Annotated in this window: 13 protein-coding genes; 11 read left to right on the top strand and 2 right to left on the bottom strand. The window is 50.2% G+C overall.

Annotation, left to right across the window (positions count from 1 at the left end):
• Positions 1-7: 7 nt before the first annotated feature.
• The gene (locus LKK83_RS28035; protein ID WP_324634754.1) at positions 8-1,744 is read left to right on the top strand and encodes a class I SAM-dependent methyltransferase; all 1,737 of its coding nucleotides are present in this window, start codon (positions 8-10) and stop codon (positions 1,742-1,744) included.
• Positions 1,745-1,841: 97 nt separating this feature from the next.
• Here LKK83_RS28035 and ribBA read toward each other — a convergent pair whose 3' ends face one another.
• Positions 1,842-3,548 carry a bifunctional 3,4-dihydroxy-2-butanone-4-phosphate synthase/GTP cyclohydrolase II gene (ribBA, locus tag LKK83_RS28030; RefSeq protein ID WP_442957372.1) on the bottom strand — a complete coding sequence of 569 codons (1,707 nt, stop codon included), beginning with the start codon at positions 3,546-3,548 and terminating at the stop codon, positions 1,842-1,844.
• Positions 3,549-3,914: 366 nt separating this feature from the next.
• On the opposite strand from ribBA, the gene LKK83_RS28025 reads away from it, so the two are divergent.
• The 3 genes from LKK83_RS28025 (at position 3,915) to argC (ending at position 7,077) form a co-directional block, all read left to right on the top strand.
• Positions 3,915-5,018 (top strand): ABC transporter permease, encoded by a 1,104-nt coding sequence (locus tag LKK83_RS28025; protein ID WP_324634753.1) that lies wholly within the window; start codon positions 3,915-3,917, stop codon positions 5,016-5,018.
• Positions 5,015-5,719, top strand: a complete 705-nt coding sequence (locus LKK83_RS28020) for an ABC transporter ATP-binding protein (RefSeq protein WP_324634752.1) — start codon at positions 5,015-5,017, stop codon at positions 5,717-5,719. The genes LKK83_RS28025 and LKK83_RS28020 overlap by 4 nt, the downstream gene beginning before the upstream one ends.
• A gap of 302 nt (positions 5,720-6,021) precedes the next feature.
• A complete protein-coding gene (gene argC / locus LKK83_RS28015) occupies positions 6,022-7,077 on the top strand; it encodes an N-acetyl-gamma-glutamyl-phosphate reductase (protein WP_324634751.1) in 1,056 nt (351 codons plus the stop codon).
• Between the two features lie 98 nt (positions 7,078-7,175).
• On the opposite strand, the gene eno is transcribed toward argC, so the two are convergent.
• A complete protein-coding gene (eno, locus tag LKK83_RS28010; RefSeq protein ID WP_324634750.1) occupies positions 7,176-8,477 on the bottom strand; it encodes a phosphopyruvate hydratase in 1,302 nt (433 codons plus the stop codon).
• A gap of 434 nt (positions 8,478-8,911) precedes the next feature.
• Between eno and gloA the strand changes: the two genes are divergently transcribed.
• The 7 genes from gloA to LKK83_RS27975 all read left to right on the top strand — a co-directional run bounded on the left by gloA (position 8,912) and on the right by LKK83_RS27975 (position 17,776).
• Positions 8,912-9,343: a lactoylglutathione lyase gene (gene gloA / locus LKK83_RS28005; RefSeq protein ID WP_324634749.1), complete on the top strand. Its 432-nt coding sequence runs from the start codon at positions 8,912-8,914 to the stop codon at positions 9,341-9,343.
• Between the two features lie 280 nt (positions 9,344-9,623).
• Entirely contained in the window at positions 9,624-12,416 is a 2,793-nt protein-coding gene (clpB, locus tag LKK83_RS28000; RefSeq protein WP_324634748.1) for an ATP-dependent chaperone ClpB, read from the top strand.
• A 55-nt stretch (positions 12,417-12,471) separates the two neighbouring features.
• Complete coding sequence (gene hpsE / locus LKK83_RS27995) at positions 12,472-13,479, top strand: hormogonium polysaccharide biosynthesis glycosyltransferase HpsE (protein ID WP_324634747.1); 1,008 nt, start codon at positions 12,472-12,474, stop codon at positions 13,477-13,479.
• A gap of 114 nt (positions 13,480-13,593) precedes the next feature.
• On the top strand, positions 13,594-14,472 hold the full coding sequence (locus LKK83_RS27990) for a sulfotransferase (RefSeq protein WP_324634746.1): 879 nt from the start codon (positions 13,594-13,596) through the stop codon (positions 14,470-14,472).
• A gap of 226 nt (positions 14,473-14,698) precedes the next feature.
• Positions 14,699-15,649 carry a hormogonium polysaccharide biosynthesis glycosyltransferase HpsE gene (gene hpsE, locus LKK83_RS27985; RefSeq protein ID WP_324634745.1) on the top strand — a complete coding sequence of 317 codons (951 nt, stop codon included), beginning with the start codon at positions 14,699-14,701 and terminating at the stop codon, positions 15,647-15,649.
• Positions 15,650-15,778: 129 nt separating this feature from the next.
• Entirely contained in the window at positions 15,779-16,771 is a 993-nt protein-coding gene (locus LKK83_RS27980; protein ID WP_324634744.1) for a glycosyltransferase, read from the top strand.
• 36 nt (positions 16,772-16,807) lie between these two features.
• Complete coding sequence (locus tag LKK83_RS27975) at positions 16,808-17,776, top strand: glycosyltransferase (RefSeq protein WP_324634743.1); 969 nt, start codon at positions 16,808-16,810, stop codon at positions 17,774-17,776.
• Positions 17,777-17,792 lie beyond the last annotated feature (16 nt).

The following is a 17,792-nucleotide window of genomic DNA, read 5'->3' as shown; positions in this document are numbered from 1 at the left end:
AACACCCATGCAAAACACCAACCCCCAACAAGGGCTGCACTATCTGGAAACCCAGAATTACCCCGAGGCGATCGCCTTTTATCGGCGCAGCATTCAAACCAACCCCAACGAAATCTCCCACTATTGGTATTTAGGATTGGCACAACTGCTGCTTGGCGAAGCCACCGAAGCGATGGAAACCTGGAATCGCATCATCTCGGGCGGAAGCGCCGCGCAATATGAAGCTTGGCGATCGCAGCTTCTCGCCCTGTTATTTCAATATACCACCGGGCGCGAAACCCTTGGCGATTGGGACAGCGCTTTACCCTTGCGCCAGTGCATTCATACCCTCGATCCGACGGATTTTAATAACCTCCTCGCCCTCATTTGGCTTTACGCCGAACTCGAGGTTTCTCACGCTACCTTGGACCGGGCTTTATCCGCCGCCATCGAATTACTGCGCGCCAAACAGTATGACAATATTAACAATCCACGCCTAGTTAACTTATTGGCAAAATTGGTATCTGGCAATTGCGTTTATGCCAAATCTCTGCCATTTTTTACCGCTTGTTGTGCCGAAAATCTGTTACACCCCCAAGACGCCACCGTGCTTTCCATCAGCCAAAGATATGCGATCGCCTACAGCGCTAGAGGTCAGCAACTCTCGAACATCGGCGAGTTTGACGAAGCGGTTTTTCATTTTAACAAAGCCCTAGAACTCGATGCCAATGTGCCGCGCATTCACTATAATTTAGGCATGGCTTTATTCTCCCAAGGCAATAGCCGGGAAGCCGCCCAACACTTACAAAACGTCACCGCTACCGAACCGGATTATCACACCGCTGGCATGATTTTGGAGGCGATGGATACGCCAAAAGCCCGCGAGATTCTGCTGACGATTTATCATAAAGCGTTACGGAGAAACTGGAAAGCAGCGCAATACGAACGGATGGCCAAAATTGCGCGATCGCTTCTTTCCCTGCAACCCCATGAAGCCGATTCCTATTATCACTTAGCCCTCGCTTTGTATTATGATGGCATCTTCGCCTCAAAACCAGAAGCGATCGCCGAATCCGAGGGGTACTTTCAAAAAGCCCTAGAACTTCAAGTAGATCGAGAAGAAGCGCGCTTCAGATTGGCTACCTTACCCTACATGAAACAATTTGCCGCAAAAGGGTATTCCGTGAGCGCCGATTGTTTTACCATTGTCATGCCCATTTGGGAGGAGCAATTAAAGCGATTTGCCCATGTGCCAAACTTAAATGTATTGGAAATTGGCTGTTTTGAAGGCATGGCAAGTTGCTGGTTGCTCGATAATCTTCTCACCCACGAAACGGCGAGAATCACCTGCATTGATAATTTTGAAGGGGTGGTGGAGAAGAAGAAACAAGACCAAACCGCGCGAGAAAGCGTAGAAGAGCGGTTTGATGGGAATATCGAGAAAAGTGGCGCAGCGCAGAAAGTGAAAAAGCGGGTGGGGAATTCGCAAGAATTGTTGCGATCGCTCCCGTTAAATGCCTACCATATTATTTACATCGATGGGTCTCATTTTGCCAGCGACGTGCTGCAAGATGCGGTATTAAGTTGGGGACTGCTCAAACAAGGCGGCGTGATGATTTTCGACGATTATAATTTTAAATTTGCCGACCATCCCCAATGGAATACCGGGCGAGGCATCGATGCGTTTTTAACGGTATTTGAAGATAAAATCCAAATCATCGAACGGGGAGAGCGGCAAATTTTTCTAGAAAAAATCGCGCCATAAATCCGGGGTTTTTCTGGAAAAAAATCCCCGGAGAAGGGGAAAGGATCCGAGCGATCGCCCGGATCCGAGTAGGGAATTGAAAACCCACGGCGCAACCTTATTGCTCATCCGCCGTAAAGCAATAAATCGTCTGAGTTTCCAACTCGGAACAGACTTCGGAAGGCAGTTGAGAGAGGGCAAAACTTTGACGTTTGAGCTGGACCCCCAAATGAGTCAAGGGATCGACCCCAGTAGAGATGAGAAATTCCATGCGATAGATATCGGGCCACTGGGCGAGTTTATCGAGGATTTTCCCGATCGCCTGCACGTAAGGATGTTCCGAATGTTCGTACCAATCGGGCGTCGCCAAATGAGCTTGGTCGAACCCCAAATGAAAGGTTAGCTGAGGTTTGCCAAACAGAGCGATCGTCACCGGGCGCTTTTCCTCTTGGACCAGCAAATGGTATTCATCCGCCAGATCGCGAATTTTTTCCAAATGCTCGTACCATTGTTTCATCTGGGTTGGCGGCGTCACATCCGGATCCAGTTCTTGCCAGTGAATCGCCACCGTCACCAGATAGGTTTGCAACAGCATGTGACCCAGTTTTTCCGCCTTAGTTGCGAGATAGGTGCAATTGTACGGGTTAGCCTCGATTAACAACGGTACGCGATCGACCATCTCCAACCCATACCCTTTCAACCCGGCAATTTTGCGCGGATTGTTGGTAATCAAGCGAATTTTCTTCACCCCCAAATCGTTGAGAATCTGCGCCCCCACGCCATAGTTGCGAAGGTCCGCCGGAAACCCCAGACGCTCATTTGCCTCTACCGTATCCAACCCCATATCCTGTAGCGAATAAGCCTTCAGCTTATTAATCAAACCAATTCCCCGCCCTTCTTGGCGCAGGTAAACCACCACCCCTTGGCCGAAATTTTCGATCATTTTCAGCGCCGCCTGTAGCTGCATGCGACAGTCACAGCGCAGGGATCCCAACGCATCCCCCGTCAAGCATTCCGAATGCACCCGCACCATGACTGGATTCTCTTTAAACCCCGCCAAGTCTCCCTTGACGATCGCCACATGCTCTTTGTCATCCAAGATATTGCGATAAGCGTAAATCTGGAATTGGCCAAATTCCGTGGGTAATGCGGCGACGGTTTCGCGCACCACAAAGCGCTCGTTTTGCAGGCGATAGCTGATTAAATCCGCAATGCTGATAATTTTCAGATTGTATTTTTTAGCGTATTCGATTAATTCCGGCAAGCGCGCCATCGAACCATCGGGGTTTTGGATTTCGCAAATCACCCCCGCCGGATATAATCCGGCCATGCGGCTGAGATCCACAGCAGCTTCCGTATGTCCGGCGCGTTTGAGGACCCCTCCTTCCTTCGCCCGAATCGGAAAAATATGGCCGGGACGACGCAGATCCTTGGGTTTGCTTTCCGGATGAATGGCAACCTGAATCGTGCGCGATCGGTCCTCGGCAGAAATTCCGGTGGTGACGCCGTGGTGGGGTGCAGCATCAATGCTGACGGTGAAGGCAGTCTGATTGGTTTCGGTATTGTCGATCACCATCAAAGGCAGCTCGAGTTCGTCCAGGCGATCGCCCTTCATCGCCAGACAAATCAATCCTCGGCCATTGACCGCCATAAAATTGATAATCTCCGGCGTCACAAACTGAGCCGCGCAAATCAGGTCGCCTTCGTTTTCGCGGTTCTCATCATCCACCACAATAATCGGGTGTCCCGCCTCGATCTCTGCCAAGGCAGCTTCAATAGAATCAAACTTAAACGGTTGTTGTCCGGCGTTTTCTGGCAATTCCACAGAGAAGTTCTTTCGCGTAAACGATAATGTTTGTTAAGGATATCTGTTTTTAATTTTAGCCTTTTTACTGTCTCCATACAGGGATTGGCCGCAACTCCCTCTCTTCTCACCGCCGCGCCCCGCCTTTCTGCTTGCTCCAGCATAATTTCCCTGAAAAGTCAATCCGCAAAATTTCTCAATCTGCTCTCTTTTTCCCTCGGTTCCCGGTAATACCGACTCCCCCCTCACCCACCCCGCCGGCGATTTCCCTTCTCCTTTTCTCCTCTTTCTACCCCCATTCCTTTCTCGGTTTGCTAGAAAATTACTGTAAAAATTAGCAAACTTTATGTTATAATTAACTGCTAAAAAAAAACCGGGGTAAACTTGATGGTTCCAGTGGCTTGGCGGATGATAGTAGAAGCAAAAGGACGGTTTGCCATTACCGCGATCGGGATTGGCTTTACCGTCATGCTGATGCTTTTTTTGCTCGCCGTTTATGAAGGGGTAAAATCCGGCGCGAAAACCTACGTACTTCAAATTCCCGCCCAAGTTTGGGTCAGTCAGCGCAACTCCACTAATTTGATTAAAACCTCTTCATTTGTACCCGTTCCTATCGGCGATCGCCTCCGTCAAGTTCCCGGCGTCCAAAGCGTTAACGGCATTTTGCGAACCATTGCCCCCGCCGAATTCGACTCGGAAACCGTCACCCTCTTTATTTTTGGCTTCGACATTCAAACCCAAATCGGCGCACCCAAAATTATATCGGGCACGGCTAACCTCCGCACCGGTGAAATTATTTTAGATAACGCCTTCGCCGCTACCCACAACTTAGAACTTGGCGAATCGTTACAGATTCAAGGACGCTCTTTTCGCGTAGCGGGCATCAGCGAAGGCACCAATTTAATTGTCGGTCAGTTTGCGTTTGCTACCCTCAATGATGTCAGCGAATTACTCGGCTTGTCCGAGGTGAGAAGCTTTTTCCTCTTGCAGTTAGAGCCAGAAAATTACCAGTCGGTTCTCGAAGACTTGCGAGACACTTTCCCCGACTTGTTGTTTACCCCTTCCGCAGAATTGGCGCAAAACAACGTTGCCGAAATGGAAATCGGCGTGTTGCCCATTCTCTGGACAATTGTAATTTTTGGCAGCATCACCGGCGCAACGGTTATCGTGTTAATGATGTACACTGCTGTGTTAGAAAAAAGAGAAGACTATGCGATGTTAAAAGCGGTGGGGGCTAACCAGAATTTTTTAGTGAAACTGGTCTTAAAACAGTCGATTATTGCCTCGGTTGCGGGATTTACTTTAGGGCTAACTGTAGACTTGATGTTATCCCCAATTCTCAGTACCATAATTCCCGCCCTTCTGATGGTATTTGTGTGGCAAGATGCTACGGTAGTGTTTATCGGTTCTTTGGCGATCGGTATCCTGGGGGCTTGGGCATCCCTTCGCACCTTAAGAAATATTTATCCAGGAGAAGTGTTTCGCGCATGAATACGCCACAATATCGGGTGTTGCACGCCCAAAATTTGGATAAAATCTATGGCGAAAAAACCCCCAATCCGGTGCAGGCGGTGGTGGATGTTAGCTTAGAGATAAAAGCCGGAGAATTGGTGATTATCAGCGGGCCGAATGGCAGCGGTAAAACCAGCTTGCTTTCGTTATTGGGCTGCATGACGAAACCCTCATCCGGGTCTTTGAGAATTTTGCAGCAAGAAGTGACGCGGTTGAGTCAAGATAAATTGAGCGAATTCCGGTTAAAAAATGTGGGGTTTATTTTTCAGACCTTTCGGTTGCTGGAGTTTTTGACCGTGGTAGAAAATGTGGAAATCATTTTTAATTTAGCGGGGCGATCGGGTGCTGGAGTGCGCCGCCGCGCTCAACTGTTGCTAGAGGAATTGAATATCGATCGCCGCGCTCATTTTTTTCCCAAAGCATTAAGCGGCGGCGAAAAACAGCGAGTTGCCATTGCCCGCGCCTTAGCCAACGATCCGCCTTTATTGCTTGCCGACGAACCGACGGGGAGTTTGGATTATCATAGCGGACAAGCAGTGATTGAGTTGTTAGCAACCGTGGCAAAAGAACGGAAGAAAGCGGTGGCGATCGTCAGTCACGATCGCCGCATCGAACACTACGCCGATCGCATCTTGCACATGGAAGACGGACATCTCAGCCTCCGCCCGCCCCACGCCTAACCGCCGCCACAATTCAGCTTTTTTTTGCGTCACTGTGACAGACAGCGACTCAATATTTAGGGCGATCGCCAAATTGTTTCAACCCTAGATTTTCTGCCACACCACCAGCATAGAGCCTCTGACCCCTGCCACTCTACCCACCATGAGAGTCATCCCCCCCTCACCGTCGGGGACACTCCCCCAGGATCGGGGGTTCTCTTCCTTACCCGGTCTAACCTGTAGGGATTTCTACCACGAACTTTCCCATTTGGTACTAAAATGCAGCAACAACTCGATTGAAGTTAACTCATAGGAGAAAAATTATGGGTGAAGACACCCTGCGGGTGGGTATTGTTGGGGCGTCAGGCTATGGTGGAGTGCAGCTTGTGCGCCTGATTAGAGATCATCCAAAATTAGAGCTAGTTTATTTAGGCGGGGAAAGCAGTGCGGGGAAACCCTTTTCCGACCTTTATCCGCATTTAGGACAAGCCACCGACTTAACCATCGAACCCGTGGAACTCGACACGATCGCCGATCGCTGTCAAGTGGTATTTTTATCTTTACCCAACGGGCTAGCCCACCAGATGGCTCCCCAATTGCTGGAAAAAGGATGCAAAGTCCTCGATCTCTCCGCAGACTATCGGTTTGCCAACTTGCAAACCTATCAAACCTGGTATGGGGGAGACCGGCAAGACAGCGCGATCGCCGCCACTGCAGTGTATGGCTTGCCCGAACTGTACCGCGATCGCATCAAAGAAGCGCAACTCGTCGGCTGTCCCGGTTGCTATCCCACCGCCAGCTTACTCGCTCTTGCCCCCCTACTCAAACAAGGTATGGTCGTCCCCAACAGCGCCATCATCGACGCCAAATCCGGCATTTCCGGGGCGGGACGCAAAGCCAAAACCAACCTCCTCCTCGCCGAAGCGGATAACTCCGTCGCCGCCTACGGCGTAGCGGGACACCGCCATACCCCAGAAATCGAAGCCATCTGTAGCGAATTAGCCGGACATGAAATTCTGGTGCAATTCACCCCCCACCTGATGCCAATGGTGCGCGGTATCTTATCCACCGTGTATGCCACCTTGCGCGATCCCGGCTTAGTCCGCGAAGATTTAGTAACCATTTACACCGCCTTTTATCGCAATTGTCCCTGGGTGAAAGTCCTGCCGGCAGGGGTTTATCCGCAAACCAAATGGGCGATGGGCAGTAATATGTGCTACCTCGGCGTCGAAATCGACCAGCGCACCGATCGCGCCATCGTCGTCTCCGCGATCGATAACCTGCTCAAAGGACAAGCCGGCCAAGCCATGCAATGTCTCAATTTGATGATGGATTGGGAAGAAACCCTCGGATTGCCCGAACTCGGCTTTTATCCTTAAACTCCCCTCCATCCAAAAAAACAGCCCGCCTGGGCGGGCTGTACTCATCTCCCTCCACCCCTTGCGGGTGCGGGTTTTTCAATCGCTGAATTATCGAATTACTTAGAGCAGCACTTCGGACCTAAACCCACCGCACCGGCATACACCGCGCGATCGCCCAACTCATCCTCAATCCGCAACAAGCGATTGTACTTCGCCACCCGTTCGCTGCGACACAGAGAACCGGTTTTAATTTGACCCGCCCGAGTCGCCACCGCCAAATCCGCGATCGTGGTATCCTCCGTTTCCCCAGACCGGTGGGAAATCATCGAACAGAACCCATTGCGCGTCGCCATATCAATGGTTTCCAAGGTTTCCGTCAGAGAGCCAATTTGATTGAGTTTAATCAAAATGGCATTCCCCGCACTCATCTCGATTCCCTTTTCCAAACGAGTCGGATTGGTCACGAACAAGTCATCCCCCACCAACTGCACGCGATCGCCTAACTTCTGCGTCAGCAACTGCCAATTTTGCCAATCTTCCTCATGCAAACCATCCTCAATCGACACGATCGGGTATTGACTGACCAAATTCCCCAAATAATCGATTAACTCCGACGGTTCGTGAGTGCCCCCTTCATACAAATACTTGCCATCTTTGTAAAACTCACTCGCCGCCACATCCATCGCCAGGGCCACCTGTTCTCCAGGTTTGTAACCCGCCTTCTCGATCGCCGAAATCAGAATATCCAACGCCTCCTGATTCGACTTCAAATTCGGGGCATAACCCCCCTCATCGCCAACCCCACTCAGCAACCCTTTATCGGCGAGTACCTTGCTCAGAGAGGCAAAGACTTCCGCCCCCCAGCGCAGGGCCTCTTTAAACGAAGAGGCCCCCAACGGTACGATCATAAACTCCTGAAAGTCCACATTATTCGCCGCATGGGCACCGCCATTAATCACATTCATAAACGGCACCGGCAGCAAATTGGCCAACGGTCCGCCCAAATAGCGATAAAGGGAAATTTCCAGGGCATTCGCCGCCGCCTTCGCTGTCGCCAAAGACACGCCTAAAATCGCATTTGCCCCTAAATTGGACTTGTTCCCCGAACCGTCCAACTCGATCATCTGACGGTCGATCTGCACTTGGTTAATCGCGTCGAGTTCGTATAGATTCGGCGCAATTTTGTTTTCTACATTCTCAACCGCCTTCAAGACTCCTTTGCCGCTGTAGCGGTTCTTATCCCCATCGCGCAATTCGTGGGCTTCAAACGTCCCGGTGGAGGCACCACTGGGCACCTGCGCCAGTCCCATCGCCCCATTTAACAGATAAACTTCCGCTTCGATGGTGGGGCGTCCGCGAGAGTCGAGAATTTCGCGGGCTTTAATCATTTCAATTGCGGTATCGATTTCGTTGGTCATTTTGTTTTCCCTGAACTTCAGACACTTCAGATGGAAATCGGCCAGACATTGACGCTGGATTCTCCCAGCCTTGTCAGCCACACCCGAGAAAGGTCTTCCAGGTTTAAGATACAGCGCCACTCCCGGATCGGGCATTAGATTTAAGAATGTTTATCGATCCCCGTGACGCTTCGATCGCCCCCCACTGCGATCGCCACCCCAGGACTATCGTTCAATCCCTATATCTTTAAATTGCTTTTTAGAAAAAGTTAAGATTTCGCGATCGCCTGCCTCTGAGTTCTGCCCCTCTGGGTTTTTCTGAAACATGCCTCAGAAAAATAAATCAAAAATCATGCAAATTAGATGTATCTTAATGCCAGAATACCCGGTCAGATCTGCCTCAAAATCAAACCCCCGATAGAATAAGGAAAAGTCAGGAAACTTGGAGAAAGCCCATGCGAATGCTACACACGATGTTGCGAGTCGGCAACCTAGAAAAATCCCTCGACTTTTACTGCAACGTCCTCGGCATGAAATTACTGCGCCAGAAAGATTATCCGGGGGGTGAATTTACCCTCGCCTTCGTGGGTTATGGCGACGAATCCGACCATACAGTTATCGAACTAACCTACAACTGGGGAACGGATAGCTACGACCTCGGCGATGGATTCGGTCATATTGCCCTAGGCGTAGATGACATTTACGGCACCTGCGAGCAAATCAAAGCCAAAGGCGGGATTGTCACCCGCGAACCCGGTCCGATGAAACACGGATCCACCGTGATTGCCTTTGTCAAAGACCCCGACGGTTATAAAATCGAACTGATTCAACTCGGCACCCAAGGTTCAGCCCAGGAGAAAGCCGAAGCCGTGGGGGCCAGCAAATAACCCTTCCCCTCGTTCCCAGGTTCCCCCTGGGAACGGCAAAATTGAGGCTTTGCCTTTAAATTGCATAAATTGGCGATCGCTTCAAAGCCCCGCGACCCCCTGCTTCCCACACCCACGAGAACCCCAGAACTGAGGTAAACCTCATACAAAGACCCTGGCCACAGGGATGCGGGATATCCATTAGTCGGTCTGTCTTTCAAGTGACGATTTAAAATAGATTTAGGAGATAGACTAAACTCTGCGATCAGCACCAACATTGGAGGCACGGAAAGCGTAAAAGATGCAGCCTACGGACGCCAGCAAGTTTACCGATAAAACTTGGGAAGCCATCGTCAAATCCCAAGATGTTGCCCGACGCTACCAACATCAGCAACTCGAAGTCGAACATTTAGCGATCGCCCTACTCGAACAACCCGAAGGACTCGGCCACCGCATCCTGACCCGCGCCGGCATCCTGCCCGAGAAACTCCTGCAACAACTCTCAGGCTTTGCCGGACGTCAAGCCAAAGTGGCCAACACCAGCCAACTGTACCTCGGGCGCGGACTCGACCTGCTATTAGACAAAGCCGAAGCCGCAAGGCAAAGCTTCGACGACAACTACATCTCCGTCGAACATCTCATTCTCGCCCTCGGCGAAGACGATCGCGTCGGTCGTCGCGCCCTGAAAGCCGCCACCAAAGATCCGCGCAGCCCCTTCGAATTCCAACAAATCGAAGCCGCCGTCAAAGAAGTGCGCGGATCGGCCAAAGTCAAAGACCAAAGCCCCGAAACCGAATACGAAGCCCTGGAAAAATACGGGCGCGATTTAACCGAACAAGCCAAACAAGGCAAACTCGACCCAGTAATCGGACGCGATGAAGAAATTCGTCGCGTGATCCAAGTCCTCTCGCGGCGCACCAAAAACAATCCAGTGTTAATTGGCGAACCTGGCGTGGGCAAAACCGCGATCGCCGAAGCCCTCGCCCAACGCATCGTCAACGGCGATGTTCCCGAATCCCTGAAAAATCGCCAACTGATTTCCCTGGACATGGGCAGCTTAATCGCCGGAGCAAAATTCCGAGGCGAATTTGAAGCCCGCCTGCGTGCCGTTTTGCGCGAAGTCACCCAATCCGCCGGCCAAATCGTCCTGTTTATCGACGAACTGCATACTGTGGTGGGAACCGGGGCCGGCCAGGGAACGATGGATGCCGGCAACCTGCTCAAACCCATGTTAGCCCGAGGCGAATTGCGTTGCATCGGGGCGAGTACCATCGACGAGTATCGCAAATACATCGAAAAAGATGCAGCGTTGGAACGGCGATTCCAACAGGTGATCGTCTCGCAACCTACGGTAGAGGATACGATTTCGATTCTGCGCGGACTCAAAGAGCGCTACGAAGTCCATCACGGGGTGAAAATTCTCGATGCGGCATTGGTGGCGGCGGCAAGTTTGTCCAATCGGTATATCAGCGATCGCTTCTTGCCCGATAAGGCGATCGACCTGGTAGATGAAGCCGCCGCTAAGTTGAAAATGGAGATAACCTCCAAACCGACGGAATTAGAAGCCTGCGATCGGCGCGTCATGCAGTTGGAAATGGAAAAACTCTCCCTGGAAGGTGAAAAATCCGGGGTTGTGGCGGCTAGAAGCAGTGCTTATGGTGCCTCCCAAGAGCGCTTAGAGCGGATTAATGAAGAAATCGCCACCCTGACGGCGAAGCAGCAGCAGCTCAGCAAGCAGTGGGAGATGGAAAAAGAGCTGTTAAAGTCGATTAATGCGCTTAAAGAGCAGGAAGATGGGTTGCGCGTGGAAATTGAAAAGGCAGAGCGCAATTATGATTTGAATCGAGCCGCTCAGTTGAAGTATGGGAAACTGGAAGTCCTGCAGCGCGATCGCGAAGCGAAAGAAGCCGAACTGCTGAAACTGCAAGCTAGCGGTTCTACTCTCCTGCGCGAGCAAGTCACCGACGCCGACATCGCCGAAATCGTCGCCAAATGGACCGGGATTCCTCTCAACCGACTCCTGGAATCGGAACGGCAAAAACTCCTGAAAATGGAATCTTATCTGCACAAGCGGGTCATCGGGCAGGAAGAAGCGGTTAGCGCCGTCTCCGCCGCAATTCGTCGCGCCCGCGCCGGCATGAAAGACCCCAGCCGCCCGATGGGTTCGTTCCTGTTTATGGGGCCGACTGGAGTCGGGAAAACCGAACTCGCCCGCGCTTTGGCTGAGGTGCTGTTCGACACGGAAGATTCGATTGTCCGTTTGGATATGTCGGAATATATGGAGAAGCACTCCGTGTCCCGGCTGGTCGGTGCTCCCCCCGGATATGTGGGCTACGATGAAGGCGGTCAGCTCTCGGAGGTGGTGCGGCGCAATCCTTATTCTGTGGTGTTATTCGATGAAGTGGAAAAGGCGCACCCGGATGTGTTTAATATTTTGCTGCAAGTGCTCGATGATGGGCGGATAACCGATTCTCAAGGTCGGGTGGTGGATTTTAGAAATACCGCGATCGTGATGACGAGCAATATCGGTAGCGACCACATCCTCGATGTGGCTGGGGATGATTCCCGATATGAAGAAATGCACAAACGGGTGATGAATGCCCTCAGAAATCATTTCCGTCCTGAGTTTCTCAATCGTGTGGATGAGATTATTCTGTTCCACGCCCTGACTCGCGCGGAATTGGGCGAAATTGTGGGGATTCAAATCGAGCGCCTCTGTGAGCGTCTCGCCGAACAGAAAATTTCTCTCAAATTGATGGAGGGGGCGCGCAATTATTTGACCGAAGTGGGGTACGATCCGGTGTATGGGGCCAGACCCCTCAAGCGGGCTATCCAGCGCGAGCTGGAAAATCCCATTGCAACTCTGTTGTTAGAGGGCAAGTTTGTAGCTGGAGATACGATTTATATCCATCGATCCAAGGAAGGATTGAGGTTTGACAACCAACCGCCTTCCGCGCCGGTAAACCCGGTAGGGAATTCCTCTTCAACCACGGGAGAGGCTCCTTCTGCTAAACCCTTGCAGCACTCCGAGGTGCAACCATCACCTAGGACCGCAGAAACGCCCGCGATCGAAGTGAAAAGCGAGGAAATTTAGTCCGGGTCGAGGGTCTTAAATATGCAGTGATTTCGCGATCGGGGAGCATTGTTTTATGGTGGATTTAACCGTAGCCATTTGTACTTACAATGGAGAAAAGCGCGTCCCTGAGGTTTTAGAGGCGCTCGAATCTCAGGTGAATGCCGCTCATTTTTCCTGGGAAATCCTGGTGGTTGACAATAACAGCAGCGATCGCACCGCACAAGTGGTTCGATCGCTTCAAGAAAAGTGGCCCAATGCCCCGGCGCTGAAGTATTGCTTTGAAGAGCAACAGGGAGCAGGTTTCGCTCGCAAACGGGCAGTGCAGGAAGCCCAAAGTCCGTTAATCGGGTTTCTCGATGATGACAATATCCCGGCACCAGACTGGGTGGCAGCAGCATACAACTTCGGCATGGCTCATCCCCAGGTGGGTGCCTACGGCAGTCAAATCCAAGGGGAGTTTGAAGCACCACTGCCCCCGAATTTTGAGCGGATTTTACCCTATTTAGCCATTACCCAGCGCGGCGACGCCCCCTTGCCCTACGAACCAAGGCACAGAGTTTTGCCGCCCTCGGCAGGGTTAGTGGTGCGATCGCGCGCCTGGCGCGAAAGCGTTCCCCGCCGCTGTATCCTCAATGGCAGGGTGCCGGGAAGTATGGTAACAGGAGAAGATTTAGAGGTGCTGGCTTACATTCAACAGGCCGGCTGGGAAATTTGGTACAACCCACGGATGCAGATTAAACATAAAATACCCCGGCAGCGTTTGCAAAGGGAGTATTTAATTCCGTTTTTCCGAGGGATTGGGTGGAGTCGTCACGTGACTCGCATGGTGAGAATTCAACCCCGATTCAGACCCCTGGCGGTGGTGGCGTTTATGGTCAGCGATCTGCACAAAATCATTCGGCATTGGCTAAAATACCGCAGGGAGGTACAGACCGACTTGGTGGCGGCTTGCGAACTGGAATTGTTGGTGGCCAGCTTCACCAGTTTTTTTTATTTGTGGCAAAATGGGTATTTGAATCAAAACCAGTTAAGTCAAGAACGGGAAAGTCAAACCCACCCTGCAATCGAGAGTCATTTGTGAAAATACAGACCTCTGTAAATTTTAATTCAAAACAGCGGTAAAATCAGCGATTTAATCGTCCAAATTCCCCAATATTTTATCGAGTAATTTCACCCCTCTTGGAAAGACAAAAGAATGGTTGGGTTATTAACGGGCATCACCACAGCATCCAAGCCTCCTATTTACATCGTCGGTTTGCCCAGGACTGGAACGACGTGGCTGGCTTCTATCTTGAACACGACCCCCGGAATAAAGCATTTACACGAACCGTTTAACGCCATCAACGTTCCAGAAGCCGTGCCCCACGCTCTCCAATATATGCGTGCAGACGATAAAAATCCCGCATTTTATCGGTTGTGCCGGCAAGCCTTTTCCGGACACAGTCCTCGAGATTGCGTTACCTACAAGCGCTCTCCTGTTTACAAAATACTGCCTTGGTGGCCCGGGCGGGTGATGGTGAAAGACGTTCATTCTTATTTGGCTTTGGATTGGATTGACCAACACTTCAATCCCGTTGCCATCCTAGTGATGCGGCACCCCTGTGCTTTTGCTTATAGTTGGTTTCGGCTTTATGGCCAATTTGGAAAGTCCCTCGAGAAGGTGATAGAGCAACCAAAGCTGATGAATGACTATTTATACCCCTTTGAAGAACAGTTAAACAAAGCAGAAGGATTTTGGGAAAAAATCGGTGTTTTTTGGGGGGCAACCTATTATGTGATGCTTCAACAACAGCAGAAACATTCCGATTGGATCTGGGTCAAGCATGAAAGCTTGTGTCAGGATCCGTTAGGAGAATATCAAAACTTATTCAAACGCTTAGATTTGCCTTGGACGAGCCAAACCGAACGGCGATTACAGCAATCTACAACCAAACACAGCACTCAACCTTACGTACCGCAAAGGATAACTTCACAAGAGCCACAGAAGTGGAAAAATCAGCTCGAACCCAAGCAAATCGATCGCGTTCTCGAATTTGCTCGGCCTTTCGGCTTGCAATGCTATCCGGAATTATAAAATCCAAGAATAACTTGTTTGGCTCGTCTGACTCCTCTAACTCCTGTGACTCGTTCCCAGGCTCCACGGGCAATCAAACCCGAGGCTCCACCTGCCCAAAATCGGCCAAATAATTGACAAGCTTGCTTAGGGAAATGAGGAAAAGCGCCTGGGAATATTTTTCTGGGCAAGGAATTGGTAATCTCCTATCATGTAATCCGAAGCAAATTATCTGAAATTGATAAATATGTTAGATTTTACCGTGGCGATTCCAACCTATAATGGGGCGAGCCGCTTACCCCAAGTTTTGGAAAAACTACAACAGCAAAGGGGCACGGAAGAGATTGCCTGGGAAGTCTTGGTGATTGACAACAACAGCACGGACGACACGGCCAAAGTTGTGCAACTGTTACAAGACAACTGGCCTCACCCTTATCCCCTGCGGTATTGTTTTGAAGCGCAGCAGGGTTTGGCATTTGCTCGCCAACGCGCCATTGCAGAAGCCCAGGGCAGTTGGATTGGCTTCCTCGACGATGATAACTTAGCTGCATCAGACTGGGTGGCAGCGGCTTGCTCGTTTGTGAAGGACTATCCCAAAGCGGGTGCCATCAGCGGCCAAATTCACGCCAGTTTTGAAGCGGCACCGCCAGAGAATTTTAAACAAATCGAAGCCTTTTTAGCCATTCGCGAACATGGTCCGACTCCCTTTCAGTTTGAACCCGAAAATTTACGACTTCCTCCCGGTGCTGGGTTAGTGGTTCGCAAGCAAGCTTGGGTACAGAGCGTTCCCAGTCGCCTCGCGTTGCAGGGTCGAGTGGGAAAAGCGGCGGTAGCCGGCGAAGATTATGAGGTTCTGCTTTACATGCACAAAGCGGGATGGGAAATTTGGTACAATCCCGCCATGCATATCGAGCATCGGATCCCCCGCAGCCGGCTGGAAAGAGAGTATTTACTGCCTCTCGCCCGGGGGATTGGCTTAGCCACTTGTCAGCTTCGCATGATTAATGCTAAAACTTGGCAAAAGCCCTTGATTTGGTTGAGGACTTTGCTGGGAAACCTGCGGCGAGTGATGCGCCATTGGCTCCACTACCGAGGTCGCGTAGAAACCGAACTGATTCCGGCGTTTGAGATGGCATTTTATTGGGGGAGTTTAATGAGTCCTTTTTTTTATATTAAAAGAACGATGCAAATGCGATGATAAACTAACGGCAAGCCGATTAATTTATCGAAATGATTTTAGGAAATTAAAAGAAATAATAAAATCAGTGGAGTCATTGCCAGGGAAAAGGTCGATCGCTACTCCTTGAATTAACAAACAGTTTAAGCCATGCCGATGATTTCAGTTATTATTCCCGCTTATAATGCAGAAAAAACAATTGCAGAAACCATCGATTCGGTTTTAAAGCAAACGGTTTCCGATTTTGAAGTCATTGTCATTAATGACGGGTCGGAAGATTCAACGTTAGAAATTGTGTCCCAGATTGAAGACCCCCGGGTTCAGGTGTTTTCTTACCCCAATGCGGGGGGTTCAGCGAGTCGAAATCGCGGGGTTTCTCATTCGGTGGGAGAATTTATTGCGTTTTTAGATGCAGATGACTTGTGGACTGAGGATAAGTTAGAAGCGCAATTAAAAGCATTAGAAGCTAATCCTCAAGCAGATGTCGCCTATAGCTGGTGTGATTGTATTGATGAATCAAACCAATTTTTGCGTCGTGGCGGTCATTTGACGGCCAATGGAAACCTGTATGAAAAACTGTTAATGGCGGATATTTTGGAAAATGGTTCTAATCCTTTGATTCGACGACAAGCCGTGTTGGAAGTAGGTGGGTTTGATGAGTCACTTTGCGCCGGACAGGATTGGGATTTTTATTTGCGATTAGCGGCACGCTATCAGTTTGTCACCGTAGAGCGATCGCAAGTATTGTATCGCATCTCCCCTCGTTCGGTGTCCGCGAATGTTTTTAAGCTGGAATCGGGCTGTTTGCAACTGCTCGATCGCGCCTATGGTCAAGCCCCTGAATCTTTACAGCACCTCAAGCCCCATAGTCTGGGAAATCTTTACAAATATCTGACCTTTAAAGCACTTCAAGGAAATCCAGAAGTCGGTAATGCGATCGCGGCACTTCGATTTCTCGGACAAGCCATCAAAAATGACCCCTCCCTGCTGCAAAAAAAAGCGATCGCTAAAATAGTATTGCGAGTGGGCATCATCTCTCTACTACCTCCTTCCCTGGCAAAAACACTGCTTGTCAAGTTCCAAAAATATCTCGATCCCATTACCTTACTGGGCTACTTGCGGTACAATCCATCCCCCCTATAATTTTCACCCCCTTTTCAAAATAGTTCCTATTTTATTATGCCACTGATTTCGGTCATTATCCCGGTTTTTAATGGCGAAAAAACCATCAAACAAACGGTAAATTCAGTGTTTAGCCAAAGCTTTACAGACGTACAACTCATCATAATCAACGATGGTTCGACTGATTCTACATTAAGCATTTTGTCCACCCTTAAAGACCCCAGAATTCAAGTTTTTTCATATCCGAATGCTGGAGTAGCGGCAAGTCGGAATCGAGGAATCGCCCAGGCAAAAGGGGAGTATATTTCATTTCTCGATGCCGATGACCTCTGGACCGCCGACAAGCTAGAAGCACAATTCAAAGCCTTGCAAGACAATCCCCAAGCCGCCGTCGCTTATAGCTGGACTGATTATATCGACGAACACAATCAATTTCTCTGTCCCGGGAGTCACATCACGATGAATGGAGATGTGTATGCCAAGCTATTATTCAAAAATTTTATTGAAAACGGCTCCAATCCTTTAATTCAGCGGGGGGCTTTAACCGAGGTTGGAGGCTTTGACGAATCCCTGCCACCGGCTGAAGATTGGGATATGTGGTTGCGATTGGCAGCCCGATATCGGTTTGTTGCCGTACCTCGACCCCAAATTTTATACCGGATGTCAGCGGATTCAAATTCGGCCAATATTGCTAAAATGGAAGCCCAGGGATTGAAAGTGCTGCAACGGGCTTTTGCTGAGGCTCCTGAGTCGTTACAGCCCCTCAAAAAGCCCAGCATCGCTAACTTCTATCAATACCTGACCTTTCGGGCGCTAGAAGGCAATCCCTCTCGCCAAGAAAACCTCACGGCTGCTCGATGCTTTTGGAATGTGGCGATTAACGAGCCGGCTGTGTTGCGGCGACAAAACCGACTGATGTCTATCGTATTTTTCAAAATTATCGCGGGTCTTTTTTTGCCGCCGCAACAGGTGCGAGGATGGATTAAGAAAGTTAAAGCAATTTCGGAAAATTTGAAGCAAACTTAAAGGCACAATCGGGTAT

This window comes from Phormidium sp. CCY1219 (assembly GCF_035615515.1).
GTDB lineage: Bacteria > Cyanobacteriota > Cyanobacteriia > Cyanobacteriales > Laspinemataceae > CCY1219.
This window is presented reverse-complemented; position numbering and strand designations above follow the sequence as displayed.